31 protein-coding genes are annotated in these 26899 nt (G+C 62.7%); 13 read left to right on the top strand and 18 right to left on the bottom strand.

Going from position 1 to position 26899, the window contains the following annotated elements:
• The first annotated feature begins 56 nt into the window (after window positions 1–56).
• Genes ispG through AB4136_RS21975 form a run of 4 tightly spaced genes read left to right on the top strand, consistent with a single transcriptional unit; the run spans window position 57 to window position 3521 of the window.
• A complete protein-coding gene (gene ispG, locus AB4136_RS21990) occupies window positions 57–1310 on the top strand; it encodes a flavodoxin-dependent (E)-4-hydroxy-3-methylbut-2-enyl-diphosphate synthase (RefSeq protein WP_024922777.1) in 1254 nt (417 codons plus the stop codon).
• Window positions 1311–1315: 5 nt separating this feature from the next.
• A complete protein-coding gene (locus tag AB4136_RS21985) occupies window positions 1316–2176 on the top strand; it encodes a lytic transglycosylase domain-containing protein (RefSeq protein WP_024922776.1) in 861 nt (286 codons plus the stop codon).
• 48 nt (window positions 2177–2224) lie between these two features.
• Window positions 2225–2776, top strand: coding sequence for a chloramphenicol phosphotransferase CPT family protein (locus AB4136_RS21980; protein ID WP_024922775.1), 552 nt, complete (start codon window positions 2225–2227; stop codon window positions 2774–2776).
• Window positions 2777–2783: 7 nt separating this feature from the next.
• Window positions 2784–3521 (top strand): class I SAM-dependent methyltransferase, encoded by a 738-nt coding sequence (locus AB4136_RS21975; RefSeq protein ID WP_024922774.1) that lies wholly within the window; start codon window positions 2784–2786, stop codon window positions 3519–3521.
• Window positions 3522–3554: 33 nt separating this feature from the next.
• Here AB4136_RS21975 and AB4136_RS21970 read toward each other — a convergent pair whose 3' ends face one another.
• Complete coding sequence (locus tag AB4136_RS21970) at window positions 3555–5888, bottom strand: response regulator (protein ID WP_024922773.1); 2334 nt, start codon at window positions 5886–5888, stop codon at window positions 3555–3557.
• A gap of 84 nt (window positions 5889–5972) precedes the next feature.
• Window positions 5973–6896, bottom strand: coding sequence for a polyprenyl synthetase family protein (locus AB4136_RS21965; RefSeq protein ID WP_024922772.1), 924 nt, complete (start codon window positions 6894–6896; stop codon window positions 5973–5975).
• A gap of 75 nt (window positions 6897–6971) precedes the next feature.
• Here AB4136_RS21965 and mtgA point away from each other — a divergent pair, with 75 nt between their 5' ends.
• Together mtgA and rpmF are read left to right on the top strand one after the other, a co-directional pair.
• Window positions 6972–7730: a monofunctional biosynthetic peptidoglycan transglycosylase gene (gene mtgA, locus AB4136_RS21960; RefSeq protein WP_024922771.1), complete on the top strand. Its 759-nt coding sequence runs from the start codon at window positions 6972–6974 to the stop codon at window positions 7728–7730.
• A gap of 143 nt (window positions 7731–7873) precedes the next feature.
• On the top strand, window positions 7874–8056 hold the full coding sequence (gene rpmF, locus AB4136_RS21955) for a 50S ribosomal protein L32 (protein ID WP_024922770.1): 183 nt from the start codon (window positions 7874–7876) through the stop codon (window positions 8054–8056).
• 76 nt (window positions 8057–8132) lie between these two features.
• On the opposite strand, the gene AB4136_RS21950 is transcribed toward rpmF, so the two are convergent.
• Window positions 8133–8564 carry a GlcG/HbpS family heme-binding protein gene (locus AB4136_RS21950; RefSeq protein WP_024922769.1) on the bottom strand — a complete coding sequence of 144 codons (432 nt, stop codon included), beginning with the start codon at window positions 8562–8564 and terminating at the stop codon, window positions 8133–8135.
• 145 nt (window positions 8565–8709) lie between these two features.
• Window positions 8710–9222: a winged helix-turn-helix transcriptional regulator gene (locus AB4136_RS21945; protein WP_024922768.1), complete on the bottom strand. Its 513-nt coding sequence runs from the start codon at window positions 9220–9222 to the stop codon at window positions 8710–8712.
• Between the two features lie 208 nt (window positions 9223–9430).
• Here AB4136_RS21945 and AB4136_RS21940 point away from each other — a divergent pair, with 208 nt between their 5' ends.
• Together AB4136_RS21940 and AB4136_RS21935 are read left to right on the top strand one after the other, a co-directional pair.
• Window positions 9431–9907, top strand: a complete 477-nt coding sequence (locus tag AB4136_RS21940) for an SRPBCC domain-containing protein (protein ID WP_024922767.1) — start codon at window positions 9431–9433, stop codon at window positions 9905–9907.
• Window positions 9904–10365, top strand: a complete 462-nt coding sequence (locus AB4136_RS21935; protein WP_024922766.1) for an SRPBCC family protein — start codon at window positions 9904–9906, stop codon at window positions 10363–10365. The genes AB4136_RS21940 and AB4136_RS21935 overlap by 4 nt, the downstream gene beginning before the upstream one ends.
• Window positions 10366–10440: 75 nt before the next feature.
• Here the strand turns inward: AB4136_RS21935 and AB4136_RS21930 are convergent, their stop codons facing one another.
• The 3 genes from AB4136_RS21930 to AB4136_RS21920 form a co-directional block, all read right to left on the bottom strand.
• Window positions 10441–10704, bottom strand: a complete 264-nt coding sequence (locus tag AB4136_RS21930) for an ArsR/SmtB family transcription factor (RefSeq protein ID WP_024922765.1) — start codon at window positions 10702–10704, stop codon at window positions 10441–10443.
• A gap of 45 nt (window positions 10705–10749) precedes the next feature.
• The gene (locus tag AB4136_RS21925; RefSeq protein WP_024922764.1) at window positions 10750–11994 is read right to left on the bottom strand and encodes an MFS transporter; all 1245 of its coding nucleotides are present in this window, start codon (window positions 11992–11994) and stop codon (window positions 10750–10752) included.
• A gap of 93 nt (window positions 11995–12087) precedes the next feature.
• The gene (locus AB4136_RS21920; RefSeq protein ID WP_024922763.1) at window positions 12088–12279 is read right to left on the bottom strand and encodes a DUF1192 domain-containing protein; all 192 of its coding nucleotides are present in this window, start codon (window positions 12277–12279) and stop codon (window positions 12088–12090) included.
• A gap of 118 nt (window positions 12280–12397) precedes the next feature.
• Between AB4136_RS21920 and AB4136_RS21915 the strand changes: the two genes are divergently transcribed.
• On the top strand, window positions 12398–13408 hold the full coding sequence (locus tag AB4136_RS21915; protein WP_024922762.1) for an NAD(P)H-quinone oxidoreductase: 1011 nt from the start codon (window positions 12398–12400) through the stop codon (window positions 13406–13408).
• A gap of 77 nt (window positions 13409–13485) precedes the next feature.
• Here AB4136_RS21915 and AB4136_RS21910 read toward each other — a convergent pair whose 3' ends face one another.
• Window positions 13486–14157, bottom strand: a complete 672-nt coding sequence (locus AB4136_RS21910) for a helix-turn-helix transcriptional regulator (RefSeq protein ID WP_024922761.1) — start codon at window positions 14155–14157, stop codon at window positions 13486–13488.
• Window positions 14158–14251: 94 nt separating this feature from the next.
• Here AB4136_RS21910 and AB4136_RS21905 point away from each other — a divergent pair, with 94 nt between their 5' ends.
• Window positions 14252–15703 (top strand): MFS transporter, encoded by a 1452-nt coding sequence (locus tag AB4136_RS21905; RefSeq protein WP_024922760.1) that lies wholly within the window; start codon window positions 14252–14254, stop codon window positions 15701–15703.
• Window positions 15704–15879: 176 nt separating this feature from the next.
• Window positions 15880–16020: a DUF1127 domain-containing protein gene (locus tag AB4136_RS21900; RefSeq protein ID WP_065998133.1), complete on the top strand. Its 141-nt coding sequence runs from the start codon at window positions 15880–15882 to the stop codon at window positions 16018–16020.
• A 189-nt stretch (window positions 16021–16209) separates the two neighbouring features.
• Here the strand turns inward: AB4136_RS21900 and AB4136_RS21895 are convergent, their stop codons facing one another.
• The gene (locus tag AB4136_RS21895; RefSeq protein ID WP_024922759.1) at window positions 16210–18411 is read right to left on the bottom strand and encodes an esterase-like activity of phytase family protein; all 2202 of its coding nucleotides are present in this window, start codon (window positions 18409–18411) and stop codon (window positions 16210–16212) included.
• 253 nt (window positions 18412–18664) lie between these two features.
• Between AB4136_RS21895 and AB4136_RS21890 the strand changes: the two genes are divergently transcribed.
• Window positions 18665–19354 carry a DUF1013 domain-containing protein gene (locus AB4136_RS21890; RefSeq protein WP_024922758.1) on the top strand — a complete coding sequence of 230 codons (690 nt, stop codon included), beginning with the start codon at window positions 18665–18667 and terminating at the stop codon, window positions 19352–19354.
• A 42-nt stretch (window positions 19355–19396) separates the two neighbouring features.
• Here AB4136_RS21890 and AB4136_RS21885 read toward each other — a convergent pair whose 3' ends face one another.
• From AB4136_RS21885 to AB4136_RS21860, 6 genes are all read right to left on the bottom strand, one after another.
• Window positions 19397–20113 carry a helix-turn-helix transcriptional regulator gene (locus tag AB4136_RS21885; RefSeq protein WP_024922757.1) on the bottom strand — a complete coding sequence of 239 codons (717 nt, stop codon included), beginning with the start codon at window positions 20111–20113 and terminating at the stop codon, window positions 19397–19399.
• Window positions 20114–20131: 18 nt separating this feature from the next.
• Window positions 20132–20542, bottom strand: coding sequence for a hypothetical protein (locus AB4136_RS21880; protein WP_024922756.1), 411 nt, complete (start codon window positions 20540–20542; stop codon window positions 20132–20134).
• 12 nt (window positions 20543–20554) lie between these two features.
• Window positions 20555–20923 (bottom strand): VOC family protein, encoded by a 369-nt coding sequence (locus tag AB4136_RS21875; RefSeq protein ID WP_024922755.1) that lies wholly within the window; start codon window positions 20921–20923, stop codon window positions 20555–20557.
• A gap of 62 nt (window positions 20924–20985) precedes the next feature.
• Window positions 20986–21576, bottom strand: a complete 591-nt coding sequence (locus tag AB4136_RS21870) for a DJ-1/PfpI family protein (protein ID WP_024922754.1) — start codon at window positions 21574–21576, stop codon at window positions 20986–20988.
• 169 nt (window positions 21577–21745) lie between these two features.
• Complete coding sequence (locus tag AB4136_RS21865) at window positions 21746–21913, bottom strand: hypothetical protein (RefSeq protein ID WP_162835312.1); 168 nt, start codon at window positions 21911–21913, stop codon at window positions 21746–21748.
• Window positions 21914–21991: 78 nt separating this feature from the next.
• Window positions 21992–23899, bottom strand: a complete 1908-nt coding sequence (locus AB4136_RS21860; protein ID WP_024922753.1) for a propionyl-CoA synthetase — start codon at window positions 23897–23899, stop codon at window positions 21992–21994.
• Window positions 23900–24034: 135 nt separating this feature from the next.
• Between AB4136_RS21860 and AB4136_RS21855 the strand changes: the two genes are divergently transcribed.
• Window positions 24035–24193: a hypothetical protein gene (locus tag AB4136_RS21855; protein WP_162835311.1), complete on the top strand. Its 159-nt coding sequence runs from the start codon at window positions 24035–24037 to the stop codon at window positions 24191–24193.
• Between the two features lie 42 nt (window positions 24194–24235).
• Here the strand turns inward: AB4136_RS21855 and AB4136_RS21850 are convergent, their stop codons facing one another.
• The 3 genes from AB4136_RS21850 to AB4136_RS21840 all read right to left on the bottom strand — a co-directional run bounded on the left by AB4136_RS21850 (window position 24236) and on the right by AB4136_RS21840 (window position 26874).
• A complete protein-coding gene (locus tag AB4136_RS21850; protein WP_024922752.1) occupies window positions 24236–24970 on the bottom strand; it encodes an SGNH/GDSL hydrolase family protein in 735 nt (244 codons plus the stop codon).
• Window positions 24971–25079: 109 nt separating this feature from the next.
• A complete protein-coding gene (locus AB4136_RS21845; RefSeq protein WP_024922751.1) occupies window positions 25080–25820 on the bottom strand; it encodes a DUF899 domain-containing protein in 741 nt (246 codons plus the stop codon).
• A 154-nt stretch (window positions 25821–25974) separates the two neighbouring features.
• The gene (locus tag AB4136_RS21840; RefSeq protein ID WP_024922750.1) at window positions 25975–26874 is read right to left on the bottom strand and encodes a fructose bisphosphate aldolase; all 900 of its coding nucleotides are present in this window, start codon (window positions 26872–26874) and stop codon (window positions 25975–25977) included.
• Window positions 26875–26899: the final 25 nt, after the last annotated feature.

Raw genomic sequence — 26899 nt, 5'->3', positions numbered from 1 at the left:
AGGCCGCCCGGCTCCTCCACCTCATGCCCGGACCCATTTCAGATGAGGCGACCGGCATGACCGGGTATTTTTCCTCCCCATTTCCGCGCCGGCAGTCGGTGGGTGTCGATGTCGGCGGCGTGATCGTCGGCGGCAGCGCCCCGGTCGTCGTGCAGTCGATGACCAACACCGATACGGCCGATATCGACCAGACGGTGGCGCAAGTGGCCGCGTTGCACCGCGCCGGTTCGGAAATCGTGCGCATCACCGTCGATCGCGACGAAAGCGCCGCCGCCGTGCCGAAGATCCGCGAACGGCTGGAGCGGCTTGGCGTTCATGTGCCGCTGGTTGGCGACTTCCACTATATCGGCCACAAGCTGCTGACCGATCATCCGGCCTGCGCCGAGGCGCTGGCGAAATACCGCATCAATCCCGGCAATGTCGGTTTCAAGGACAAGAAGGACAAGCAGTTCGCCGAGATCGTCGAGATGGCGATCCGCCATGAGAAGCCAGTGCGCATCGGCGTCAACTGGGGTTCGCTCGACCAGGAACTGCTGACGCGGCTGATGGACGAGAACCAGAAAAAGGGCTCGCCGCTGACGGCCAACCAGGTGATGCGCGAGGCCATCGTGCAGTCGGCGATCCTGTCGGCTGAACTCGCCGAAGAGATCGGGCTCGGCCGCGACAAGATCATCCTGTCGGCCAAGGTCAGCGGCGTGCAGGATCTTGTCGCTGTCTACACCATGCTGGCGACCCGCTCCGACCACGCGCTGCATCTGGGGCTCACCGAAGCGGGTATGGGCTCCAAGGGCATCGTCGCGTCGTCGGCCGCCATGGGCATTCTCTTGCAGCAGGGCATCGGCGACACGATCCGCATTTCGCTGACGCCTGAGCCTGGCGGCGATCGCACCCGCGAGGTGCAGGTGGCGCAGGAATTGCTGCAGACCATGGGTTTCCGCCAGTTCGTGCCGATCGTGGCGGCTTGCCCGGGTTGCGGGCGCACCACCTCGACCGTCTTCCAGGAACTGGCCCAGTCGATCCAAGAGGATCTGCGAAAGAACATGCCGGTCTGGCGCGAGAAATATCCCGGCGTCGAAGAGTTGAAGGTCGCGGTGATGGGCTGCATCGTCAATGGACCGGGCGAATCCAAACATGCCGATATCGGCATCTCGCTGCCGGGCACGGGCGAAACGCCGTCGGCACCGGTTTTCATCGACGGGCGCAAGGCGGCAACCTTGCGTGGACCGAACATCGCCGCCGACTTCGAGAAGATGGTCGCCGACTACATCGAACAACGTTTCGGCGGGCACGGCCAGGCGGCGGCCGAATAGCGCCGATGTGGCGCCTTGCCGGGGCAGCATTTTCCGTCTCCCTAGCGCTGCTGGTCGCCCCGGTGGCAAGAGCCGATCCGCCATACACGCATTCGGCGCAGAAGCGCCTGATCGGGCGGGTCTGCGACCTGATCGAGGCGCATGCCGGTGAGCAGGGACTGCCCAAGGACTTCTTCGCGCGGCTGATCTGGAAGGAAAGCCGCTTCGATCCGAATGCGGTGAGCCCGGTCGGCGCCGAAGGGATAGCTCAGTTCACGCCGGGCACGGCCAAGATGCGCGGGCTCGCCAACTCCTTCGACATCGAGCAGGCGATTCCGGCTTCCGCGAAATATCTGGCGGAGCTGAAGTCCGGTTTCGGCAATCTGGGGCTTGCCGCGGCTGCCTATAATGCCGGCGAGAACCGGGTGTCGCGCTGGCTGGGGTCCGGCGGATTCCTGCCGATCGAGACGGAAGAGTATGTGCTCGATGTAATGGGAGAGCCGGTCGACAAGTTTTCCGACAAGGCCTATGCCGGCGTTGTGCTTCCGCTTGATGCCAAGCGCGATTTCGCCGTCGCCTGCCGCCGGTTGCCGGTAAGCAAGGCAGCGACGGTGCCGATGGCGGCAATCCATGTGAAGCCGTGGGGCGTGCAGGTGGCCGGCAATTTCCGTCGACAGGCGGCTGTGCGCCAGTGGCAGCGGGTGCAGGCGCGCTTTCCCGTTCTGCTCGCCAATGTCGAGCCGGTCGTGAGTCGGGTGCGCACGCCGATGGGGCGCCGGGGCGTATATGCGGTGCGTATCGGCGCCGACGATCGCCATGCCGCCAACACGATCTGCGACAAGCTGCACAGCGTCGGCGGTTCGTGCATCGTGCTGAGGAACAGGTGAGTCTTTCAGACTGATCCGTAACGGGCCAGCGGGGATGAGGTATCGGAGATGATCGCGCGGATCATTCTGCTCAATGGTGCCGGCAGTGCAGGCAAGAGTTCGATCGCCAAGGCGCTGCAGACACTCACCGAGGCACCGTTCCTGCATGTCCAGATGGACACCTTCCTCGACATGATGCCGGAGCCGTTGCAGACGCACCCGGATGGCATTTCTTACGAGGAGGGCGAGACCGACGATCAATCTTCCGTGGCGGTGAAGGTCGGCCCTGTCGGCGCCCGGCTTCTGCGTGGCATGCGGCATGCGATTGCGGCAATGGCGGGCCAAGGAAACAACCTCATCGTCGACGACGTGCTATGCGACAGCGAGATACTCGACTATCAGGAGCTGTTGTCGGCCTTCGACCTGCATGTGGTTGGCGTTTCTGCGCCGCTCCACGTGCTTGAGCAGCGCGAGGCGGCGCGTGGTGACCGCCTCATCGGATTGGCGCGATGGCAGTTCGATCGGGTCCACCGTGGTATCGACTACGATTTGGTGGTCGATAGCAACGTCCTGTCACCATTCGAGTGCGCGCGGCGCATCAAGGACAAATTCGGATTGTGAGCTGCGAATGACTGTCGATCTTCTCTATCACGACCCGGCCCTTGTCGATTTTTATGACCTCATGAACACCGGCGATGCCGAACTGAGGCGTTGCATGGCGCTGGCCGGCGAGGCACGGTCGGTGCTCGATCTCGGCTGCGGCACCGGGCAACTGGCGGTGGCGCTTGCCGACGGGCGCGCTGTTGTGGGTGTCGATCCGGCCGCCGCAATGCTGGATGTCGCGCGCCGTCGCCCCGGCGGCGACAAGGTGCATTGGGTCGAGGCCGATGCGCGCACCGTTCGCCTCGGGCGCACCTTCGATCTCATCGTTCTGACTGGGCACGCATTCCAGGTCTTTCTGACCCAGGAAGATCGGTTGGCAGTCCTGCGGACGATCGCCGCGCACCTTGCGCCCGGCGGGCATTTTCTGTTCGACACGCGCAATCCGAAGATCGAGGAATGGCGTGAATGGACGCCAGAGCGGTCGCAGGAGACGGTGCAGCATCCGCGCTTCGGCACGGTGAAGAGTTGGAATGACGTGCGCATGGATGCGGTCGATGTCGCGACCTACTGGACCTATTACGAGATCGCCGCGACAGGCCAGCTGCTGACGGCGAAATCGAAGATCGCATTTCCGTCCCAGGAAGAGGTCGCCTCGGCCATCGAGACGGCCGGGCTTGCGGTCGAAACCTGGTTTGGCGACTGGCAGGGTGGCGCCTGTACGCCGACAGCGCGCGAGATCATCCCGTTCGGCCGACTGCGCTGAGACACTACCTCAGCGTAGCGGTCGATTTGACGATCAGGCGGTCTTGGCCACCGTTTCGCTCAGCCATGTGCCGATCTTGGCGCCGAGCCTGTCGGGCGAGATCGGTTTGGCGAGATAATCGTCCATGCCCGCCTCGATGCATTTGTCGCGGTCGCCCTTCAGCGCATGCGCTGTCACGCCGATGATCGGTGTGCGGGTGCAGTTGACGGCCTCGGTCGCGCGGATGGCGCGGGTTGCCTCGTAGCCGTTCATCTCGGGCATCGAGACATCCATGAGGATCAGCCTCGGGTTCAGCGTCTTGTACATCTCGACGGCCGTGCGGCCATTGGCGGCGATGCGATAGCTCAGGCCCAGCCCGTTCAGAATCTGGCCGAAGACGAGCTGGTTCACCTCGTTGTCCTCGGCGATCAGGATGTCGACGGGGCGGGCAGGATTCGCAATCGTCTCGGGCTTGGGCAACGAAGGCGGTGTGCCGCGAATGACGGTGAAGGCCGGCTGCGTTGGAGCCAGCACGGCGGGCGTGGCTTCGCGCACGAAATGCGCCTTGCCGGCCTGGCTGCGGGCCTTCTGGATGACCGCGATGACCGTGCCCAACAATACCGCCGAACGCGAGGGTTTGGTGAGGTGGGCAGCGATGCCGAAATCCAGGATCAACTTGGCGAAGTCGACCTGGTCGACCGAGGTGAGCAGGATGACCGGGATGGACGACAGGCGGCTGTCGGCAGAGATCGCCTTGGCGACATCGGCGCCGTTCATGCCGGGCATCTGGTAGTCGAGAATGACGCAATCCACCGACGCGCCGAGCTGATTGGCGCGATCGAGGAAGGCCAGGCCGACGGCGCCGCTTTCGGCGGCCGCGCAGTCGAAACTCCAGCTGCGCAGCTGCTCCAGCAGGATCTCGCGATTGACCGGATTGTCGTCGATGACCAGCACGCGGGCGCCGGTGACGTCCACCGGCACGATCTCGTTGTCGCCGCTTCCCTCGTGCACGGGCAACGGCACCGAGAACCAGAACACGGAGCCGCGTCCGATCTCGCTTTCGACGCCGATCTGGCCGTCCATCAGGTCGACCAGCCTGGCCGCGATGGCAAGGCCAAGGCCGGTGCCTTCGTGGCGGCGCGTCGATGAGGAATCCACCTGCGCGAATTTCTCGAACACGTTCTGCAGCTTGTCGGCCGGGATGCCGATGCCGGTATCCTCGACGCGTACCTTGAGCTGGGCGATGCCGTCGGCGGCGTCACCCGATACGTCGATCAGCACATGGCCCTTCTCGGTGAATTTCACGGCATTGCCGAGCAGGTTGGTGATGATCTGCCGGAAGCGGCCGACATCGCCGACGACATGGTGTGGCAGGCGCGGGTCGACACGCACGATCAATTCCAGGTTCTTTTCGGCGACGCGGGCCGAAACCAGCGTGGCGACGTCCTCGACCGCCTCGGCAAGAGGAAACGGTGCAGGGTCGAGCGTCAGCTGGCCGGCATTGATCTTCGAGAAATCGAGGATGTCGTTGATGATGGTGAGCAGCGCGTTGCCCGACTTGACGATGACGTCGGTGAAGGTCTTCTGACGCGGATTGAGCTCGGTCTTGGCAAGCAATTCGGCCATACCGAGCACGCCGTTCATCGGCGTGCGGATTTCATGGCTCATATTGGCGAGGAATTCCGACTTGGCGCGGTCGGCTGCCTCGGCCTTGAACAGCGACTCGGCGGTTTCGGCAAAGGCGCGGCGGATAGCCTTTTCCATCGGGCGGAAGATCCAGACGCCGACGGCGATCATGGCGGCGCAGAGCAACAGGCTCGTCCACAAAAGCAGGTTTTCGCTGCGCGTTTCGGCCATGCGGCGCTCGACATCCATGGCCGAGCGGGCGCGCGCCAGCATGGGCTGGGCGAACAGATCGTTCTGGTTGCGGATCTCGCGGTAATTCCAGTCCTCGGCCCGGGTGGCGCCGATCATCAGATCGAAGTTGCGCAGGATGTCGCGCGCCGACCACAGGAGGTAGCCGTTGACGGAGGCGGCATTCAGTTCGTCCTGCGTCTGCTTGGTCAGCTTCGGCGTGATGGCGGTGAGTTCGGCGCTGAGCGCTTGCATGCCGGTGTTGAGGCGCTGCGCGTGATCCTTGGCCGAACCGGCGAGTGCATCGCGGGTGTTCGGGTTCCAAGTGCTGACAGCGGTTTCGGCGAAACCGGTGGCATTGTTCAGATCGCGGGCGAAGGCGACGATGTGGCTGCTCAAAAGGTCGATCTCGGACCGGTAGGAACCGGCGCGATTGAGCACGATGATGGTGCCGGTGACGGCCAGCGCCAGTATCAGCAAACCGGAAAGATAACGGGTCCGGATGGACCGGATGAAAGAAGAATACTCAGGCATGCGTAACCCCACCCATACGCGCCGTTTAACGGCCGGGATTACGCTCTATTACCATTAACATTTCGTTCCGGGCTGGAAGGCGGCTCAGTTGCTACGGATCGCCACGAAATGCGCGGCCGCTTTCAGCAATGCTGCCTGTTCGCCATAGGGCTCGAGCAGTGCATGGGCCTGTTCCACGAGCCCGCTCAACTGTCGTCGCGCCCAGGCCTCGCCATGCAAGGCGACCAGCGTTGCCTTGCCGGCGGCGGCATCCTTCCCGGTTGCCTTGCCCATGGTACCGGCATCGGCGGTCAGGTCGAGGAGGTCGTCGGCAAGCTGGAAGGCGAGGCCTATGGCAGAGCCGAACTCGGCAAGCCTCTCGCGGTCGCTTGCGGAAGCTCCGGTCAGCACCGCACCCGCCTCGCAGGCAAAGCGGATCAACGCACCGGTCTTCATGGCCTGCAGCCGAATGATGCCGGCCTCGTCGGGGGCAGACGTCTCTGCTTCGATATCCAGCATCTGGCCGCCGACCATGCCGCCGCTGCCGGCGGCGCGGGCGAGCGCCAGTACCAATGACGCGCGACGATCGGCTGGCAGGCCTAACGCCTCGTCGGCTAGCGTGTCGAAGGCCAATGTCAACAGGCCGTCGCCGGCGAGAATGGCGGTCGCCTCGTCGAAGGCCTTGTGCACGGTGGGCTGGCCGCGGCGCAGATCGTCGTCATCCATGGCCGGCAGGTCGTCATGGATCAGCGAATAGCAATGCACGCATTCGAGCGCGGCGGCGACGGTCAGTGCCGGCGCTTCGTCATGGTCGGGTGCCAGCAGGGCAGCACTTTCCAGGACCAGAAAAGGGCGCAGGCGCTTGCCGCCATTCAGCACACCGTGGCGCATGGCGGCCAACAGACGCCGTGGCCGCGCAATCTCGCCCGACAAAGGGCGGTCGTCGAGCAATGCGCGCAGCCGCGCTTCAACCTGGTCGGCGCGCGCCATAAGCGCCGCCTCGAAAGGGATAAGGTTCCGCGCTGCCATGGCGGCGAGCGGTAGCCGACACTCAGACATTGCGCAAGAAGCCAAGCGCCTTTATGCCGAAGCAGCAGTGACAGGATTGGGCGGGTGGCAGAGCCGATCACCGATCACGATACCGAAGGGTTGGACATGGCGTCGCGACCGAGGAGCAGACGCGGTGACTACCGGCGCCTGCTCTGGCGTGCGTTGCGTGTCGCGGTCGTGCTCGCGCTGATTCCGGCCGTGCTGACCTTTCTCTACATGCCCTCTTTCGTGCACCCCGTGTCGACGCTGATGCTGAAAGACCTTGCAACTTTCTCCGGCTACGACCGTCGCTGGGTTTCGATCGACGACGTGGCGCCGGTGCTGGCCAATTCCGTCATCATGTCTGAGGACGGCCAGTTCTGTTCCCATCATGGCGTCGATCTGGGTGAACTCAAGGGTGTCGTCGATGATGCCATGGCCGGCGAAATCACGCGCGGCGCTTCCACCATCACCATGCAGACGGTGAAGAACCTGTTCCTGTGGTCGCGGCCGCTGGGCAGCGTGCGCAAGGTGGTCGAGCTGCCGCTGGCTGTTTATTTCGACGCGCTGATGTCGAAGCGGCGCATCATGGAAATCTATCTCAACATCGCCGAATGGGGGCCTGGCATCTATGGTATCGAGGCGGCGGCGCGCTATCATTTCGGCGTCTCGGCCAAAAACCTGTCGCGGCGGCAGGCGGCGCTGCTGGCGGTGGCGTTGCCCAATCCGATCACGCGCGATCCTGGCAAGCCAGGGCCGGGACTTCGGCGATTGGCCGCGCTTATCGAACGCCGTGCGGCTCGAGCTGGCGCCTATGTCGGCTGTCTTGATTGAGCCGGTTCAAAAAAAGTAATCGCGACACTGGCCAAAAGGCCGGCAGCCGTGTATAGGCACGCAACTTTCTTCTAGAACTCGGCCGTAAGCGGCCCTTTCACCAGGGCGACGCGGGCCATTGACCGAATGAATGGAGCATATCCATGGCTGTGCCGAAACGAAAGACTTCCCCGTCCAAGCGCGGCATGCGCCGTGCAGCCGACGCGCTCAAGGCCCCGACCTATGTCGAGGACAAGAATTCCGGCGAAATGCGCCGCCCGCACCATGTTGACCTGAAGACCGGCATGTATCGTGGCCGCCAGGTTCTGGAGCCGAAGGAAAGCTGATCGCTTTCCCTACGAGTGAATCAAAAAAGACCGGCTATTGGCCGGTTTTTTTTGCGTTTAGGCGACTGCGAGGAAATCAGCCCGCGTCGGCGACGAGGCCTGCAGCCTCGATGCCCGCGATAGCGGCTGCCTCGTCATTGTCGGAGGTGTCGCCGGAAATGCCGACGGCACCGATCACGGTGCCCGAGCCGTCGCGGATCAGCACGCCGCCGACCACCGGCAAGATCCTGCCGCCGGACAGGTCGGAAACGCCCGCGGTCAGATGCGGCCGCTCCTTGGCGACGGCTTCGACACGGCGCCCGCCCATGCCGACGGCGAGCGCAGCATAGGCCTTGCCGGACGACATCTGCGGGCGCAGGAAGGAAGCGCCGTCCTGGCGCTGAAAGGCGACGAGATGGCCGCCCGTATCGAGCACCGAGACGCCCAGCGGCTTGAGGCCTAGCGCCGCTGCCTTGGCAAAGGCGCCCTCGATAATGCGATTGGCCTGGTCGAGCGGAAAGCTGGTCATGCGCGGGCTCCTGCGTTTCGGGGCGGTGGCTCGGCTCTGCCGGCGCCAATGCCCGATCTTCCGGCCCACATCCCTGGCGAGCAAGGTGCGTTCGGCTTGAAACAGCTTCGCGCCGCCATGCATCGTGGCGGTCGGTGTGTCGTGGCTAAGAAGCCTTGCGCAACTGCGCGTCCACCACCGCCTGATAGGCCGCCTGCAGCCGCGCCCGCACGGTGGCGTCCACCGGCTTCGGCGTGCCGATGCCGAGATGTTCGCAGCGCAACTCGTCCATGAAATCCTGCCACAGCGCCATGCCGCCTTCCTCCAGGATCTTGGCGCGGATGGACAGTTCCTCGCTGACCGGTAGCCAGACACGGCCCCAGGCGCCGAGTTGCGCCAGGATCGGTATCAGGGTGATCGACATCTCGGTCAGGCTGTAGATCGCCTTCTGCTTGTGCGTAGGGTCATCAGCCTTTGTCAGCATGCCGAGTTCGACGAGCCGTTTCAGCCGGTCCGCCAATATGTTGGAGGCGATGCCCTCGATCGAGCCGTTGAGCAGTTCGCGGAAATGGCGACGTCCGCCGAAGATGATGTCGCGCAGGATGATCAGGCTCCAGCGATCGCCGAAGACCTCCAACGACAGATTGATGGGACAACCCGACCGCAAATCCATAGCCATATCAGCCTCCAAAAAACCAGTTGCATTATGCTATCAGTGTCATTATGGTGCAACCAATTGCAAAACGCAATCAGTTTGACGGCCGTGGCGAAGTTTTGCCGCGGAATGATGCCGCGCGTCGCGAGGGCGGGCTCGTACAGACGAAATCGGCAGCGCGGCGGTTAACCGGAAGAACGATCTCCAAGGTGGGATCATATGGAGAAGGACGATGAACGAACGCGTTTTCCACGACACGATCCTGATCGAGCGGCTGTTTCCGGCAACTCCTGCCGATGTGTTCGCGGCACTTGCCGATGTCGAAGCGCGGCAACGCTGGGGAAAGCCATCAGACGACACCGCGCTGGTCTACGATCGGGCGGATTTTCGCGTCGGTGGGACCGATGTCGGCCATTGCGGACCGCAGGGAAATCTCATCTACCGGATCGAGACTTCCTACCACGACATTGTGCCGGACCGGAGGATCGTCTCGACAGAGGCGGTCCACGAGAATGCCAAGCCACTGTCGGTCGCGCTGCTCAGCGTGGTGCTTGAGCCCGCAGGTGGCGGCACGAAGCTGACCTTTACCGCCCAGATCACCGCCTTTGGCAGCGAAGCCATGATTGCCGGCAACAGAGCCGGCTTCACCGCCGCGTTCGGCCGGCTTGCCAGCGAATTTCAACATCTTTCAACGGGAGAAGAGCCATGAGCGATCGTTCCATCGAACATGCCACGTTCACCATCGAGCGCATCTATCCGGCCACGCCGTCGAAGATTTTCCATGCCCTGTCGGACAAGGCCGCGAAACGGCGCTGGTTCGCGGATGCCGATGGCGGGAATGCCGGCACATACGAGTTCGATTTTCGCATTGGCGGCCGCGAGGTGTTTTCCGGCGGCCAGCCCGGCGGGCCGGTCTATACGTTCGATGCCGTCTATCGTGACATCGTGCCGGAAGAGCGCATCGTCTACGCCTACGACATGTTCATGGACGGCAAGCGCATCTCGGTGTCACTGGCGACGATCGAACTCGCACCGCATGGCGAAGGCACGCGGCTGGTCTTTACCGAACAGGCCAGCTTTCTCGACGGGCTCGACAAGCCGGAGTACCGGGAGGAAGGGACAGCCGACCTGCTGGACCTGCTTGGTAAGGCGGCCGGCAATCTCTGAAGGATATGATCGCAGGCAATTGCGATTGGCGCGGGCCCGGCCGGCGGGGCATGCGCCTGCAAATATCGATCCAGGTCAGTCTTCCCAGAACTGGTCGAGCCAGAGGTTGAGTTTGAAGAAACCGCCGTTGGCGACAGCATAGACCCGGCGCGTGCCTTCTGGCTTGGCGCTGACCAATCCCGCCTCGAGCAGAACCTTCAGATGCTGGGAAACCGCGGGCCTCGAAACGGGCAAGCCGGAGGCCAATTCGTTCACCGTTTTGGGCCCCCGCCTTAATTCCTCCAGAAGATAACGCCGGTTTGGATCAGCAATGGCGACGAAAGCATCGGAAAGCATCATGCCTCATTTGTGAGGCAAGTTGCATTAAATCTCAACAGGGAACGTTTAAGTTGTTTCGGCTTTTGTGCGGGGGTCGAGGCGAACGGCTTCGGGCGTGACGGCACGGTCCGCCGGCTGGGTCTTGAAGGCCTCGCGCGCTTCGATCGGAACCGGGGCGCGGCGGCTGATGCGCAAGGCGGTGTAACCGGCCAGAGCGAGATGCGCGAAGGCTGTCGCCAGGAATAGGCCCTCGGGTCTCAGCCATCCCATCAGGGCTGCGGCAAGCATCGGCCCGATCATCGTGCCGAAGCCGTAGAGCATGAGCAGGCCGCCCGAAACCTTGACGAATTCCTCCGGCGCAGCGTGATCGTTGGCATGGGCCACCGCGATTGAATAAAGCGTATAGGCAAAAGCGCCATAGGCGGCGGTGAAGGCGATGACCAGTGTGCTGTTCCGGAACTGGAACAGGAACATGACGACTGCGCAGAGTGCCGCGCCGACGGCGGCGGCTACCAGCACGTAGCGGCGGTCGGTGCGGTCGGAAACGCGTCCGGCTGGAATTTGCATGGCGGCACCCGCCACCACAACCAGGCTCATCATCAGGGCGATCTGCGCGGTCGAGATGCCGATGCGTGCGCCATAGACCGCGCCCAGCGTGCCCCAGGCGCCATTGGCGATGCCAATGAGCAGGCAGGCCACCGCCGAAACCGGCGAGTTGGCGTAGAGCGCTTTCAAATCAAGCTTCACATCCTGCAAAGGCTTGGGATGCGCGGCGCTGGAGACAGCGGTCGGTAGCAGCGACAGGCAGAAGAAGATGCCGGTGATCATGAACAGCGAAGCCGATTTGACGTCGCCGCCGGCAACGATCATCTGGCCTCCCATGATCGAAGCATATGTGACCATCATATAGAGGCCGAAGACGGTGCCACGGTTTTCGTTGGTGGCCTTTTCATTGAGCCAACTTTCGATGACCATGAAGGCGCCTGCCATGGTGAAGCCGGTGAAGGCACGCAGCGCGATCCAGACATATTCGTCGATCAACAATCCGGTCAAAAGGGCGATGATGGCACCGCTGGCGGCGAAGGCGCCAAAGGCTCGGACATGGCCGGCGCGGCGCACCAGGCGCGGTGCGAAATAACAGCCGGCGACGAAACCGCTCGCCCAGGCGGTGCCCATCAGGCCGAGGGCCGCAGTCGAAAACCCCTCAGCCTGACCGCGCAGCGGCAAGAGCAGGCCGTGCAGGCCGGACGCAGCAAGCAGGAAAGCGGTGCCGCGAAGCAAAGAGAGGATCGGACGGTAGGCTGCGAACATCGAAACAGTCCATTGCTCGAATCAGTGTGGGCGACGGGCAGTGGGGACTATGTTTTCAGGCTTTTCAGCGGCGTTGTACCGCCGTTGCGACGATCAGCGGCGAAACAGCGCCTCGGCCGCTGATTTGCTGGTGCCTTTGTTGGTCAATTCCGCTTCCAGCCGGACGATTTCGTCCCGCAGAAGCCCGATGCGCTCGGTCAACTCTCCGACCGACAGCAACGCCAGATCCTGCCCGATGGCGTGCACCGGTGCCTTTTTGGTGGGTTCGTCGTCGAAGATTGCCATCGTCGCTCCTCCCTTTTGCTGTTTGCCTCGTCGGGCAATCCGCATAGATAGGGGAAGCATACATGGGGCAGGGGGCAAAATCATCCCGCCGTGCGCGCGGAGGAAAATGGCAAGGATCATGGTGAACGGACAGAAAATCCCGGAAAAAATGATGGCGGTGGCGATCTCCACCCCCGGCGGACCGTTGGTGCTCAAGCCGGAAAAGCGCGATGTGCCGACGCCAGGCGAGGGCGAAATTCTGATCCGCGTCCATGCTGCGGGCGTCAACCGGCCGGATGTGTTGCAGCGCAAGGGTGCCTATCCGCCGCCGCCGGGCGCCTCCGATCTGCCTGGCCTCGAAGTGGCCGGCGAAGTGGCAGCACTTGGCGCGGGTGCATCGCGCTGGCGCGTCGGCGACCAGGTCTGCGCGCTCACGCCGGGCGGCGGTTATGCCGAATATGCCAAGGTGCATGCGTCCAACGCGCTGCCTTTGCCGGCCGGGTTCACCTACACCGAGGCGGCTGCCGTGCCGGAGACCTATTTCACCGTGTGGCACAATGTCTTCGAGCGCGGCGCGCTGAAGACCGGAGAGACACTGCTTGTGCATGGCGGCTCGTCAGGCATCGGCACCACCGCGATCCAGCTTGCCTCGGCGATGGGCGCCTATGTGATTGCCACCGCCGGCAGCACCGAGAAATGCGAAGCCTGCCTGAAGCTCGGCGCCGACCGCGCCGTCAACTACCGCGAGGAGGATTTCGTCAAGGCGGTGAAGGAGGCGACGGATGGCAAGGGCGCCGACGTCATCCTCGACATGGTCGGTGGCGACTATGTCGGCCGCAACTATGACGCGGCGGCGATCGAGGGACGCATCGTGCAGATCGCGACGCAGCATGGCGCCGTTGCCCAGGCTGATTTCTCAAAGCTGATGGTCAAGCGGTTGGTCCATACGGGCTCGACGCTGCGGCCCCGTACGGTCGAATTCAAGGGCGCCGTCGCCGCGGCGCTGGAAACGCAAGTCTGGCCGCTGCTTGCTACCCGGCGGGTGGCGCCGGTGATGGACATGATCTTTCCGCTCAGGGAAGCCTGGCGCGCCCATGAGCGGATGGAAGAAGGCGACAACATCGGCAAGATCGTGCTCGACGTCGGCTGAGGCCGCTCAGGCTTCTCGACATCTGCGAAAGGACCGGCCGTCGAAGGCCGGTCCGGCAAAATGGTTTTCAACTTGCCTCAAGCAGGTTGCGGATGCCTCGGCGTGACGCTGTAGGCGCAACGACGGGCGCCGGCCAGAATATGATCCCGCCGCTCGACCAAAACGTCTTGGCCGAGGATTTCCTGGAAAATAGCCAGCTCAGACCGGCAGAAATTCTGGCAGGTGGTGGCGGCGACGCAGATCGGACAATGGTTTTCGATCAGCATGAAAGCGCCGTTTTCTTCGCGCCATTCGGCCATATAGCCTTCGCGCGAGCGGATATCGGCGAGTTTCGACACGCGGTCCTTGATGTCGGCGATGCCGTCCATCTCGCGCTTGTAGTTTGCCAGCGTTTCGCTCTCGCGCGCATCGATCAACTTGTCCAGGCCGGCCAGCCCGAACGTTGTCCGTACCGCGCGCAGCAACTGCACCGTCAGTTCGGCATGCGCGTCAGGGAAGCGGGCATTGCCGGCCTCGGTGAGCTGCCACAACTGAACCGGACGGCCGACGCCGCGCACTTCCGAATGCGGCTCGGCGAGACCTTCGGCGGCGAGCTTGCCGAGTTGCTGGCGGGCGTTTTCGCCGGTCGTTCCCAACGCCCTGCCAAGATCGGCCGCGGTTTGTGGGCCGCGTGTCTTCAAAAGCGTCAGCAGCCGGTCCGCCACGGGACGCGGAAGATTACGCCATTTTTCCAAGTCGTCGCTTGACATATTAAGCAGGTGCTCGATATTTAACCAAGTCTTCTCTTTGAAAATAATCAAAGGCGAAGGCTGGCGCAAGCCCGCCTCGCCAGAGGAACTTCCCATGTCTCAACAGGAAACAGGCTGGGGTGCTTTGCTCTCCGGCACCAACGCGATCCGTTCGCTGGCTCTGGCCGGCGGCGTCGCGCTGCACGCCATCAATGTCTATGTCGCCACCACCATCCTGCCCTCGGTGGTCAAGGACATTGGCGGCATCGACTATTACGCTTGGAACACGACGATTTTCGTCGCCACCTCCATTCTCGGTTCGGCGCTTTCGGCAAGGCTGCTCGGGCTCGCCGGCCCTCGTGGCGCCTATCTCGTCGCGGCGCTGATCTTTGCACTGGGCACACTGATCTGCGGCTTTGCACCGTCCATGCCGGCCTTGCTCGCCGGCCGAGCCGTGCAGGGTTTCGGCGGTGGTTTCCTTTTTGCCTTGTCCTACGCCATGATCCGCATCGTCTTCCCCGAAACGTTGTGGCCGCGTGCCATGGGGCTGGTGTCGGGCATGTGGGGCGTGGCGACACTGATCGGACCGGCCATCGGCGGCATCTTCGCCGAATATGGCGTGTGGCGGGCGGCGTTCTGGTCGCTTGCGCCAGTAGCCGTTCTGTTCGCCGTGATGGCGGTTGCCATTCTGCCGGGGCGTAGTCCCGACAGGAACGAGCGCACGACGGTGCCTGTCCTGCAGCTTGTCTTGCTGATCGGTGCCGTGCTTGCGGTGTCGGCCGGCAGCGTTTCGCCCGATCCGATCCATAACCTGCTTGGTCTCGGCGCGGCCATCGTGCTCGTCGCGCTGCTGATCGGCGTCGAGAGCCGCGCCCGCAACAGGCTGTTGCCGCGCGGTGCGTTCCGGCCGTCAACGGCGCTGGGAGCTCTGTTTGCGACGATGGCGCTGCTCGGTGTCACCGTGACCGGGTCCGAAATCTTCGTCCCGCTGTTCCTGCAAGTGCTTTACCAGCAGACGCCGCTCATTGCCGGCTACCTCGCCGCCGTAATGTCGGCCGGCTGGACATTGGGATCGATCTCGAGTTCCGGCGCCCAGGGCAAGGGCATCGATCGCGCCATCTTTGCCGCTCCGCTGCTCAGCTTCGTGGGAATGGCGGCGCTTGCCGTGCTCTTCCCGCTCGGCAGTGGCCAGGATTGGCTGCTTCTGGCACCGATCTGTGTCGCCTTCGCCGCCATCGGCCTTGGTGTCGGCATCGCATGGCCGCATATCCTGACGCGCATCTTCAAGGCCGCGCCAGCCGACGAACAGGACATCACGTCGGCCTCCATCTCCACCGTGACACTGTTTGCCACGGCATTTGGCGCGGCACTGGCCGGCATGGTGGCCAATCTTGGCGGCCTGATCGACCCGGGCGGCGTGACCGGCACGGCGAGCGCTTCACGGTGGCTGTTCGGTCTGTTCGCCCTGGCTCCGCTGGTCTGTTTCCTCACCGTCCGGCAGGTGGCGCGTACATGCCCGGTGAAGAATAGCGGAGCGGCGATCGCCGTCGAGCCAGGAGCCGCCTGAACGGACAATCGTCGCGTTGGTAAACGGCCGGCCCGGAAACGGGCCGGCCGTTTACCTTTTGGTGATGTTGCAATGCAGCAAAGCATTGCTGCCATGCAAAAGCGTCTGTTCAACAAATGGGCAGGAATGCCTATTTGAACGCCATACGAAGAGATTGTGAAAATTAGGAGGGACAGATGAATCTGATCCGCAGCTACAAGAATTGGCGCCGTTACAACCAGACCGTTCGCGAACTGAGCCGTCTCAACAACCGCGAGCTGGACGATCTCGGCATCAGCCGCGCTGACATCGAGCGTGTCGCTCGCGCGGCCGTCTAAGCAGAGCCGACGTTTGGCGCGACTTCAATCGCGTCGCCGGTTCCGAACCCGCTGGACCCAGTCCGGCGGGTTTTGTCTTTTCCGGGCTGGATATTTCTCACCGGCTCCGGTTGTTCCGTTCAAAAAAATGGCCACGGCGCGAAGCCGTGGCCATTTTCGCTCGGGCGGGAGGCACCCGGGGCAGGGAACTCAATTGATGGTGGCGATGTTGCCAAGCCGCAGGAACAAGGTCTCGCCTGAGGAATTGTCGACGCCGTCATTGTCGGTAACGACATAGGCATCACCGACCTTGTCGATGGTGAAGCCCTCGACCTTGTCGACGACATAACCGTTGGTGGCCGCCTTCATGTCGGGCAGCAGGTCGCGCACCAGTGTCTTTTCGACCACCGGCAATTCGCCGCCGAGCTTGGCCGGCTTGAAGCCGTCTAGGCCAACGCCGTAGATGCGCTTCACCTTGGCCTCGGTGCCGATCTGATTGTCGCGCTCGATGACGTAGAGCTTGCCGTTGTGGGCGGTGATCTCCGACAGCCCCATCCAGCCCTTGCTCGCCTTTTCCAGCGGGTAGCGCACGGCGGCCCATTCCTTGGTCTTTGGCTTGTAAGCGAGCAGCTTGACCTGACCGTTGGGGTCGTCCTTCCACTCACGCTGCACCGCAGCCACCAAGGTGAGGTCGTCGCCTTCGCCGATGGTAGTGATGCCTTCGAGGCCGAAACGGGTCTCGTTGGGCAGCAATTCGGTCGGGAAAGCGATCTCCTGCTTGATCTCGCCCTTGTCGTCGACGCGATAAATGGCGTGTGGCACCAGCTTCTCGCTGTTGCCCTCCGATGCCAGCCAGAAACCGCCCTTGCCGTCTGGGGCGATGCCTTCAAGGTCAAGCTTCTGAGCGGGGTTGCCGCCACGGGTCACAACGGTCTTGGCAACGATCCTGGCCGGCGTTTGAGTGGCGTCGATCGTATAGATCGAGGGCTGTGCGGCGTAAGCTGAATCCGAAACCGAGTAAAGCTTGCCGGCGGTCTCGGGATCGGCGGCGAGTGCCGAGAGTGCACCCCAGCCGAGCGGCACGCCCCTGTCGGTCAGGCCGGCGGAGATCATCGGATAGGCCGGTTTGCCCTCGGCGCGTTCGTAGATCATGACATGAGAGCGAGCGCCGCCATCCTCGATGAGATCGGTCTCATTGGCGGTGACGAAGAGGTTGCGCGCCGGAATGGCGAGCAGACCTTCCGGGCCAATGCCCGAGGGCAGTGCCTGCAGGAACTTCGGCGCAGCGCCCGTATCCTGGTAGACACCGACCAGCGAGGCACGTTCGGCGCCGACGAAGACAAGCTTCTGGCCGCCATAGGTGCCGACTTCCATGCCTTCCGGCTCGATGCCCTTCTTGTTGCGGTGCTCCGGATAGTGGCCGAGATTGGCGGCCTCGTATTCGAAGCTGGTGCCGGATTCGTAGAGCACCTCGCCCTTCTTGGAAAATATGGTGAAGCCGCGCGAGCCGCCCTTGTAGTCACCCTCATTGGCGATCACGAGACGATCGTTATCCAGCCATTTCACGGCGTCGGGCTCGCGTAGTGCGTTCTCGATCTTGCCGGAGAAGTTCAGAGCGCCGTCTTTCTTGGTGTCGATGTTTTCAAGCGTCACCGAACCGGCCGAGAAATGCGAGACGAGAGCGCCGGTCGCGGCGTTGACCACGACGATGTGGTTGTTTTCCTGCAGCGTCAGCGCGATTTCGCCGGCGTCGTTGAAGGCGACGAATTCGGGTTCGGCATCCTCGGGGACGATCTCCGACAGGCCGGTGACCTCGACGGTCCTGATCGAAGCGCAATCCGGAACGCCGGCGGCGACCGAAACGATCTTGAGGTTGCCGGACGGCAGCTGCGGCATCGCGCCGTCGTTCAACTCTTCATCGCGCTCGTTCTCGATGGCGACGGCGAGATATTTGCCGTCCTTGCTCAGCGCCACCGAATCCGGTTGGCCGCCGAGATCGCAGCTTGCCTCGACCTTCCTGGTGGCGATGTCGATGACGGTCAGGTTGCCCTTGGGATCGGTTTTGCTCTTGGATGTGTTGACGCCGGCCAGCACCTTGCCGCCGGCAACGGTGACGGAGGTGGGTTCGCCGTCGATCTTGACGAGGCCGCCGGCCTTCGGGGCTTTCGGATCGGCGATGTCGACGAAGCCGACCGCGCCGTAGGGGCTGTCGGAATAGACCAGCGACTTGCCGTCATCTGTGGCGGCGATGATTTCGGCCGACGTCTTTGCCTTCTTGTCGGCAGCGGCTGGCAGGTTGGAAGCGACCGGGAAGGTGGCAATGCGATTGAACACCTGTTCCGCCTTCGCCGGTAGGGCAACAGAGGCGGCAAGAGCGGCGGTGAGCGCAATAAGGCAGGACGGACGAAGCATATTGGACCCCTCAAAATCGTATGTGGAAAAACGCCTTCCCAATTGGGGGAGGCGCATTTCACCGGGATGACGGGGACATGAAGCTTTGGTGACAATCGCGCGAACCGGTGCGCATTGGCTGCCGCCCAATGCGCGGTTCCGCAAAACCGTTGCGATCGGAGCCGTTAACAGCTATATACGCCCCGATTTCCCTTACTGGTGGCTCAAACCACCGCCCGCGCGGGAACGCGGGCGAACGAGAAGGATTTACCGCATGGCCAACACGCTGCTGATGCCCAAGGCGACTGCCGTCTGGCTGGTCGACAACACCGCGCTTTCCTTCGACCAGATCGCGCAGTTCTGTTCGCTGCACCCGCTCGAGGTGAAAGCGATCGCCGATGGCGATTCGGCGCAGGGCATCAAGGGCATGGACCCCGTCATCACCGGACAGCTCACCCGCGAGGAAATCGCGCGCGGCGAGAAGGACATAAACCATCGCCTGAAGCTGTCCGAGCCGAAGGTGCGGGTGCCGGAATCCAAGCGCAAGGGGCCGCGCTACACACCGCTGTCCAAGCGCCAGGATCGCCCGAACGCCATTCTGTGGCTTGTGCGCAACCATCCCGAGCTGAAGGACGCGCAGATCTCGCGCCTCGTCGGCACCACCAAGTCGACCATCGAGCAGATTCGCGAGCGCAAGCACTGGAACTCGGCCAATCTGGCGCCGATGGACCCGGTGACATTGGGCCTGTGTTCGCAGATCGACCTCGATCTCGAAGTGCAGCGCGCCTCGCGCGGCCGCGAACCGGTGCAGCCGATCGGCGACACGCTGCTGCCGGCAGCGCTCACCGAGCGCCTGGTGCCCGAGGCCGAAAAGCCGAAGGCCGAGGACGAGGAACTCGACGCCAACGCCGTCTTCGCCAAGCTCTCGGCGCTGAAGGGCAAAACCGAAGAAGACGACGAATAAGAACTGGAACTACGACCTCCTCAAACGAGGAGGTCGTGCCGTTCATGCGCCTCTTGCCGTCGGGCCCATGCCATAGGCTTCGCTGCGCTCGACGGCACGATAGAAATCGGCGAGCTGTTTGCCGCGTTCGGGCTTGAACAGGCGGTTGGCAATGATGACTGAAGCGATGCGGTCGATGCGGAAGGCGCGGAAATCGTCGCGCATCTCGCACCAGGCGACCAACGTCCACACCTTGCCCCAGAACCAGAGCCCGAGCGGCCGCACGTCGCGCGCCGTGCTGCGGCCGGCTTCGTCATTGTAGTCAATGGTCAGAACCTGCCGCTTCTCGATCGAGCGTTCGATGATATCGATCGCTTCGCGCGCGGCGTCGCTCACCACCCACATCGGCGTGTGGATTTCAGTGCGCGCGATGCGGTCCTTTTCAGTATCGGGCAACACCGCGCCGATCTTGACCAGGGCTTCGTCGGCAGCGCGGGCCATAGTGGCCCCACCAAAGGCGCGCACCATGCGGGCACCGGCTACCAGCGCCACAATCTCGTCTCTGGTGAACATGAGCGGGGGAAGATCGAACCCCTCCCTCATCATGTAACCGACACCGGCCTCGCCATCGATCGGCACGCCGGTCGATTGCAGGTCAGCGATATCGCGGTAGATCGTACGCTCGGACACTTCGAGCCAAGCGCCGAGCTTCTGTGCAGTGACCAAGCGGCCGCCGCGCAGATGCTGGACGATCTGGAAAAGCCTATCGGCACGTCGCATCGTTCGTATCCTCGGTTCCTACGGGTCGAGCCCTTCGCGGCGGCGCTGCTCATCAACCAGTTTGGCGCCAAGCGACAATTTCTTCGTTGTCGGCGTCCTTGAGCTGAGCACTCGCCAGAAGGGCGTGATGTCGGCGAGCGCGGTTCCGCGCTCGAGATCTTCCAAGGCCGCCTCCGCAACGGTACGCAAATGGTAGCCGATGGTGACCGGGCATGTCACTTCGGCGCCGTGTTCGACGGCAAGCGCGGTCCGCAACGCCCTTACATCCATCTCGACCCCTTTCGGGATCGAGCGGATGAACTCATCCACTTGCCGCGGCGTCGGCACCAACATCGGCTGGCCCTCGACCACGTCACTCATGGTGCGTGGCGTCGGCCGAATGCCATTGATGCCAGCCGTGTTCAGCCTGTCTGTCCAGCTTTTGACCATCAAGTTATCCGTTCATACGAACAAACCGAAGCTGTTGCCGTCCGGATCGAGGCAATAGGCGAAATGCCCGGATGGCACTTGGATGATTTCCGAGACGACCTCGCCGCCGTGGACCTTGACGCGTTCGAGCGCATCCTCGAGCGGCGCGGCCACAGCGAGATGAATGGTACCACCGGTGCCACGTGGCGCCGGCTTGCCGGGATAGACATGGCCGGAGGCAGCCTGATCCTTTGCCGCGAACAAGGCGATGGGGTTTGGTCCCATCGTCTCGAGCGACAGCGTGTTTTGCAGCACTGCACCATAGAAGGCCTGTGCGCGATCCATGTCGGTCACCGGAATTTCAAACCAGATAGCCGCTTTCGGCGGAACAAAATCAGTCACGTCCAAACCCCCCCCGTTTTACAACGCTGTCAGTATGGCATTGGCCTCCTGACAGCATATTGTCAGGAGCTTTCACCGTACTCCCGGGCAAACAAGGCGCGCATCTCAGTCAATTCGTCATGCTTGTCGGGATAGAGCGCTTCGATGAACTCCTTGGCGAAGGTGCCAGGTGCCGAACCCGGTGCGGAAACGACGTTGCCGTCGGCAACCGCATTCGGCACGTCGCGATAGCGCTCGACGCCGGCATAGTCGGGTAGATGTGTCAGGATCCAGTCGCGGCCGTTGCTGGTGTGCGTTCTGCCTTCGAAAACGCCAGCGCGGGCAAGCGGTAGCGTTCCCGCACAGATACCACCGATCACGCCACGGCGCATCGCCACGGCATCGACAAGGCTGGAAACATCGGGAGCCTTGTCGCCAGTCCATACATCGGAACCGATCACTGCAATGGCATCGAGGTCATGATTGTCGGCCACGGTAGCCGAACGGTGCGGCGACAGCCGAAATCCGCTTGCGGACGTGACAGGCTGGCCATCAGGTGTGATCGAAACGGCTTGCGCTCCGAACCATTCGACAGCAGAGGCCGACAAAAGACCATATTCCCAATCGGCGAACCGGTCGATGAACACGAAGCCAATCTTTTTTCCATTTGGCATAATTCTCTCCCCTCTTTAGACCGCGCCGTGCCCACGACAGCCACATCACAAATAATCAATGGCCAAATGCCCAGGCGCAGAAGAGCATTCCCTTGGGGTATGCGCAGCCGCGGTTTCCTTACTTGGGTGCGACAACCTGTCAATCCAAGGGCTTGCCGAAAAAAGTCAGTCAATCCTCGCGCCGCTTGAACCCGGCATACATATCGGGCCAGCCGATATCAGCGCGGATATCGGGCGAAAGGCTGTTGAGCAGGCGCTCGGTGCGGATCTCATTGCGCAGCGTGCGGATCTTGCCGACATAGCGCTGCACTGAGCTGACGATGGCGAAACGGGTCATGGCGGCCTCCTTTGTTTTGATGGAGGCATCATCGCATACCCCTCCTGACAGCTATCTGTCAGGAGTAGAGCGGGTCGTTTAAACGCCTATTCCCCGCGCGTTCAGCGCCGCCTTGATCTCATCGAGAATGGCGGGATCGTCGATGGTAGCCGGCATTTTCCATTCTTCTTTGTCGGCTATCTTTTGCATGGTGCCGCGCAGGATCTTGCCGGATCTGGTCTTTGGCAGGCGTTTGATCGTCACCACCGTCTTGAAGGCGGCAACTGGGCCAATGCGCTCACGCACGAGCACTACGGCCTCCCTCTCAACGGCGCCGTCTTCGCGCACCGCGCCGGCATTCAGCACGACGAGGCCAAGCGGCACCTGGCCCTTCATCGCGTCGGCAATGCCGATCACCGCGCATTCGGCAACGTCGGGATGTTCCGCCAGCACCTCCTCCATCGCGCCGGTGGAAAGGCGGTGACCGGCGACGTTGATGATGTCATCGGTGCGGGCCATGACGAGCAGATAGCCATCCTCGTCGATCAGGCCGGCGTCGGCGGTTTTGTAATAGCCGGGGAACTCGTCGAGATAGGATTGGCGGAAGCGCTTGTCGGCCTTCCACAATGTCGGCAGGCAGCCGGGCGGCAGCGGCAACCTCAACACCACATTGCCCAGCGCGCCGGCCGTCAGCTCATGCCCGGCATCATCGAGCACCCGAATGTCGTAGCCCGGCATCGGCACGCCGGGTGAGCCGTATTTCACCGGCAGCGGACCAAGCCCGATCGGGTTCTGGGTGATGGGCGCGCCGGTCTCCGTCTGCCACCAATGGTCAATCACCGGCACCTTGAGGTGCCGTTCGGCCCATTTGATGGTCTCTGGGTCAGCCCGCTCGCCGGCAAGGAAGAGAGCACGAAATTTGGAGAAATCGTAATTCGGCACCAGCAAGCCTTGCGGGTCCTGTCCCTTGATGGCGCGAAAGGCGGTCGGCGCCGTGAACAGGGAGACGACACCGTGATCGGCGATCACCCGCCAGAAGGTGCCGGCATCCGGCGTGCCGACCGGCTTGCCTTCGAACATGACCGTGGTGCAGCCGTGGAGCAGCGGCGCATAGACGATGTAGGAATGACCAACCACCCAGCCGACGTCGGAGGCAGCCCAGAACACCTCGCCGGGCTTGATCCCGAATTCGTTCTCCATCGACCATTTCAACATGACCATGTGGCCGCCATTGTCGCGCACCACGCCCTTGGGCTGGCCGGTGGTGCCTGAGGTGTAGAGCACGTAGAGCGGGTCGGTGGCAGCGACACGCACGCAGTCCACCCAGGCACCAGCGGCGCGTTCGCGCGCGACTTGGTCGCCGAGGTCGACGTCGCGACCGGGGATCAGCTCGCAGCGCAGTTCATCGCGCTGCAGAATCAGGCATGCGTCCGGCTTGTGGGTGGCCAGCTCGATGGCGGCATCGAGCAGCGGCTTGTAGGACACGACGCGACTCGGTTCGAGGCCGCAGGAGGCCGAGATGATGACCTTCGGGGTCGCATCATCGATGCGGGTGGCCAGTTCGCGCGCCGCAAAGCCGCCGAAAACAACGGAATGGATGGCGCCGAGGCGCGCGCAGGCGAGCATCGCAATCGCCGCCTCCGGCACCATCGGCATGTAGATGATGACGCGGTTGCCCTTGCGAATACCTTGGTTCCACAGTGCCGACGCGGTCGCCACCACCTCGCGCATCAATTCGGCATAGGTGTAGCGTGTGACCTTGCCGGTGTAAGCGCTGTCATGGACCAAAGCGAGCTGGTCGGCGCGGCCGCCGGTGACGTGGCGGTCGACGGCATTGTAGCAGGTGTTGCAGGAAGCGCCGACGAACCAGCGGCCATAGACGTCCTCGCGCGGATCAAAGATGCGGTCCCAGCGGCGATACCAGTCAATGGCCTCGGCTGCTTCCGCCCAGAAGGCTTCGGGGTCGCGTTTCCAATCGGCGTAGACCTCGTGGTAGCGGCTTGCCATCGTCTCCTCCGCCTTTCTTCGTCTTTTGCGGAAATCTAGCGCCTGCGGGCGGCGAACGTCCATCTGACTTAAGGGCGAGAGAATTGCGGCTGGTGGACCTTTGACAGGCATCGTGTGCCCTGCTCAAAGACGGTTATGTCGAAGCTGCTCGCGCTCCTCATCCTCGCCATGATGGCCATACAGGTCGTCAAGCCGCTCGGCTGGCCAGGATTGAAGCGCCGGCGTGACTGCTGGAAGCTGGCCGTGGCCGCAATGGCCGCGATTTCGATCACGGCTTTGCTCAGTCACGGGTGACAGAGATTTATTCTCGCGGGTGCGGGCAGAGGAGAGGTTCTGTCAGGCCGGCGGTACGCCGTCATCACCCAGCACAAACCTAGCCAGATGTTCGGCCCAGGCGCGATAGCCGGCGGCGGAAGCATGGAAGCCATCGCTGGCGAAACCGGCTTCCGGGTCGGTGATGGGCAGGCGAGGCGCAGGCACGGCGCCGCGTTCATGGCATAGCCGCATGCCCATGCGGTTCATTTCCAGGGCGCGGATTTCGAGAATCTTGCCGAGCAGCGGCGGCATTGCCGGCGCCTGGGTGAATTCCAGCACCGGCGACCAGATCACGCGCGCCTCCGGCCATTTGGCGCGCAGGGCATAAAGCAAACCACCGAAGTCCTTCTTGAAGCGCGACACCGAGTGGAAATTCTTGGTGTCGTTGGTGCCGATGCAGAGCACGATATGCGTCCACGGCTCGGCCGACAGATTGGGAAGGACATGATCGCGGATCTGACCGGAGGTTGCCGAATTGAAGCCGGCGGCGCGCCATCGTATCGCGCTGCCGGTTCGCTCCGAAATCAGTGACGCAAGCTGGGCCGCCAATCCCTCCTCGGAATTCGCGATGCCGACCGAGGCCGCGGAGGAATCGCCCAGCACCAGCAGCGAGAGAGCGGGCTTCTTGCCGGCGATCTCGTGCATGACAGGACCCGAGGCCGGCAACATGCGTGTGGTGCGGCGGCGCACGCCGAGCCCTTGCCAGATATAAACGGGCAGGGCGAACCAGGTAAGCAATGCGGCGATGCGGGACATGGCGAGCTCGATGCAACGACACATCAAGCCATAGCGCAGGACGCAGAGCAGATGAATAGGAAGCATTCGTTTCATCTGTTGCCGCAACGTTAGCACGACGCGCAGCGCTCTAGTGGCAGCAGCCTTCCTCTGCCTCCGTCGCACCCTCATACTCGTCGTGCAGGCGCACCCAATCGATCATGCCGTAATAGGGACCGTTCTCATTTCGACCCTTCGGCGTCATGTCGAGATAGTCGTAGGTCGTGATCAGTGGTTCGCCGCCCCGCGCCCGTGACATGAAGGTCAAAAAGACGTTGCCGGCCTCGTCCTTGAAGAAGACGCTGGTGCCGGGCAGGTCGCGAATGGTGATGGCACGTTTCTCGAAATTGTAGACGGTCTCGCCGGCCGCGATCTGTCTGTCGGTGTAGGACACCTGCATGTCGAAGTTGAAGTCGCTGGCATAGGACGACACCATGTCGAACTTCCAGCCCATGCGTTTCTTAAACGGCGAAAGCTCGGCCAGCGGTGCGCGGGCCACCACTACCAGCGAAACATCATGATGGCGAAGATGCTGATTGGCGCCGTCGATGTGGTCGCACAGGAAGGAACAGCCTTCGCAATAATGGTTGCCGCCCGGCCCAAGCATGAAATGGTAGACGATGAGCTGGCTGTTGGCGCCGAAGAGATCAGCAAGATGCCTTGGCCCTGCTTCGGTTTCGAACACATAGTCCTTGCGGATCCTGAGCCAGGGCAGTTCACGTCTTTCGGCGGCGATCTTGTCGCGCAGGCGCGTCAGTTCCTTCTCGCGCTTGAGGTGCTGCTGGTGCGCACGAAACCACTCTTCCTGCGGGACGATCTTGCGTTTGGACATGGAATTCTCCTCTCTCCATTGTCCAAGGACGCGTGGCGTCCGCCCATTCCGACATCCGCGGGGCCAAAAATTTCGCAGTCGGGCTGGGTGCTCGCGCAAAAAAGCAAAACCCGGGCGCGAGGCCCGGGTTCGCGTGTCGATATGAAAAGCTGGCTCAGGCGGCCGTTTTGACGCTGGACGCCTGGAAAATGCTGTCAATCGCTGATGCCAGCGCAGCGTTGAACTGCGCGTCGGTCTGTTGCGCCGAAAGACCCTCGGTCAGCGCGCGCGAGAAGCTGGCGATCATGCCGTAATTCTGCTTCAGCTTCGCATTGGCCTCGTCGCGGGAATAGCCACCGGAGAGGGCGACCACGCGCATGACGCGGGGATCGTCGATCAGCGGCTTGTAGAGGTTCGCCTTCGTCGGCAGCGTCAGCTTCAGCATGACCCTCTTGCCAGCCGGCACGGTGTCGAGATGCCTGCGGATTTCGCCAAGCAGAATGTCCTCGGCTTCCGCCTTGTCATGGATGGAGATCGTGACTTCCGGCTCGATGATCGGGACGAGATCATGCGCCAGGACCTGCCTGCCGACTTCGAACTGCTGGTCGACAACGGCGGCGATGCCCTTCGGGTTCGCCGCATCGATCACCGACCGTTCCTTGGTGCCGAATATTCCCTTAGCGACCGCACGCTTCAGCAACGCGTCGAGGTTCGGCATCGGCTTCATCAGCTTGACGCCGTCCGTGGCCTCAGCCAGACCCTGGTCGATCTTCAGGAAAGGCACCACATGGCGCTTTTCCCACAGATACTGGGCGGTCGGTATGCCGTCGATGTCGCGGTCCATGGTCTGCTCGAACAGGATCGCACCCATGACCTTGTCGCCGGTGAAGGCAGGCGACTTGATGATCCGCGCGCGCATCTGATGAACGAGGTCGAACATTTCCGCATCGTTCGACCAGGCGCTTTCGTCGACGCCATAAAGCTTGAGCGCCTTCGGCGTGGAGCCGCCCGACTGATCGAGCGCAGCAATGAAGCCGTCCTTGTTTGCTACCTGCGCGGCCATTTCCTGGTTCATTTCATCTTCCTTCAGAAAGTGATGC

The organism is Mesorhizobium sp. 2RAF21 (assembly GCF_052115345.1).
GTDB classification, from domain to species: domain Bacteria; phylum Pseudomonadota; class Alphaproteobacteria; order Rhizobiales; family Rhizobiaceae; genus Mesorhizobium; species Mesorhizobium terrae.
This window is presented reverse-complemented; position numbering and strand designations above follow the sequence as displayed.